We start from the raw sequence: 1,963 nt of genomic DNA on the forward strand, positions 1-1,963 counted from the left end.
GCGCCAACCAGCACATCCCATCAGGGACCGTGGCCGAAGGCCACAATCAGAGTCCGAATGTACGGGTGCAATCTTTACCTCGCGTCGTCACGTACTGAGAGCTTGGCAAGCCGGGGGCGTCCATGTATGGGGAGATCTCGCCTTATGCCTGAAAGGGCGACGGCGTCGAGCCGGAGCGAGAAGTCATACATGGACGCCCCCGTTTTGCCAGGTTCGCGGTGAGTGACGGTTCGAAGGCATCGATTGCAGCCATACATCCGGACTTTGATGTCAGGCGTACGCCTGCTGTCCCTGATGGAATACGCTGGCCAGCTCCTCAATCAGCAGATCGCACTTGAGGTGCTCTGACTTCTATGGGTTTTGCCGGCCACGGTCTGACCTGTCTCGCCATCACTGCATTGCTTGCCTGAGCAATCGGGTGGTTTGTCGCTCCTAAAGTTTGTCGCAGCGGTCTTGTTCGACTGCAAGCCGACCGGGTTATGCGACTGCCGCGGCAGTCGCATAACCCGGTCGGAACTGCTGGTTGTGAGCCAGCAACGCCCATATGACGCGTGCATTCTTGCTGGCCAGGGCTACGGCAGCGATGTTGGGATGGCGTCGGCCTAGCAGGCGGCTCAGCCAGCTATCGGTGTCGGGCTTTCGTTGTGCGGCTAGGATGGCCGATCGCGCGCCGTGGATGAGCAGCGTACGCAGGTAGGAGTCGCCTCGCTTGCTCATGCCCAGCAAGGTCGATTTGCCGCCGCTGGAATGTTGCCGAGGGACCAGCCCAAGCCAAGCGGCCAGTTGACGGCCGTTCTCGAAGTTCTTGGCATCGCCGATCGACGCGACCAGTGCGCTTGCCGTGATTGGCCCGACGCCGGGAATCTCGGCAAGTTTGCGGCTGGCGGGATTGTCGCGGTGCCAGGTCTGAATTTGCGTCTCGAGTTCTCGAACGTGCTGATCGAGCAGCTTGAGATGCTCCATCAGGCGCAGCACAAGGAGACGAAACGGGCCTGGCAAGGCGCAAGTGTCGGAGTCGAGCAGTTCGGGTACGCGTTGCGCGATGTGGGCGATACCTTGGGGAATCACCAGGCCGAATTCGGCGAGGAGCCCACGAATCTGATTAGCTTGCGCGGTGCGCGCCTTGACGAAACTCTGACGTGCGCGATGTACGGCGAGGACGGCCTGCTGCGATTCGGTCTTGATGGGGACGAAGCGCATGTTGGGCCGAGCGACGGCTTCGCAAATTGCTTCGGCATCGGCCGCATCGTTCTTGTTGGTCTTGACGTAGGGTTTAACGAATTGCGGAGCCATTAGTCGAACGGTGTGTCCGCATTCTTGAACGCGTCGTGCCCAGTAATGCGCGCTGGCACAGGCCTCCATGCCGATCAAGCACGCTGGCAGATTCGTGAAGAACAGCATTAATTGATCGCGCCGGATCTGCTTCTTGAGGACGGCTTTGCCGTGCGCGTCGACGCCGTGGATTTGAAAGACGTTCTTTGCCAGATCGATACCAACGGTCGTAACCTTCATGATGGGCGTTCCCTCTGGTTAAGTGGTGGCTGACACTTCCACTTTGGCACATCGATGCCGTGCCGGGCGGGGGCGTCCATTCCATTAGCAGAGGTCGTAGTAGTCACAGGACAGGCCGATGAGGCTGAAGCTGGTGACGAAGGGCCGAACGGGAAGGAGTGTCCAGCGTCATGTCGATGCGACAGGCAATGCGTCAGATGCCCGTGCGAGCGGGGCGAGCGGGAAGCATACGCGGTGAAGCTGCGTCTATGCCCGTGAGCGACGAAGGCTGTTGCCCGCGCCATGAATCCGGGGACACGGGGTCATCGCTGCTGATGGCGGCGCTGACGAGGGAGAACCTGAAGCAGGCGTTCAAACGGGTACGGGCCAACAAGGGAGCCGCTGGCGTGGACGGTCTGGATATTGACCAGACGTCGCGCCATCTGGTGACGGCGTGGCCCGCGATCCGTGA

At 60.6% G+C, this 1,963-nt stretch carries 1 protein-coding gene and 1 pseudogene; one reads left to right on the forward strand and one right to left on the reverse strand.

The window, feature by feature from the left end; translation table 11 throughout:
- Positions 1 to 477: 477 nt before the first annotated feature.
- Positions 478 to 1,512, reverse strand: coding sequence for an IS110-like element ISBcen3 family transposase (locus tag MMB92_RS35125; RefSeq protein ID WP_006491259.1), 1,035 nt, complete (start codon positions 1,510 to 1,512; stop codon positions 478 to 480).
- Positions 1,513 to 1,682: 170 nt separating this feature from the next.
- Between MMB92_RS35125 and MMB92_RS35130 the strand changes: the two are divergent.
- Positions 1,683 to 1,963, forward strand: a pseudogene (locus MMB92_RS35130) (group II intron reverse transcriptase/maturase); the annotation flags it as partial.

Source organism: Burkholderia sp. IO2 (assembly GCF_029522185.1).
In the GTDB taxonomy this organism is placed as follows: domain Bacteria; phylum Pseudomonadota; class Gammaproteobacteria; order Burkholderiales; family Burkholderiaceae; genus Burkholderia; species Burkholderia cenocepacia.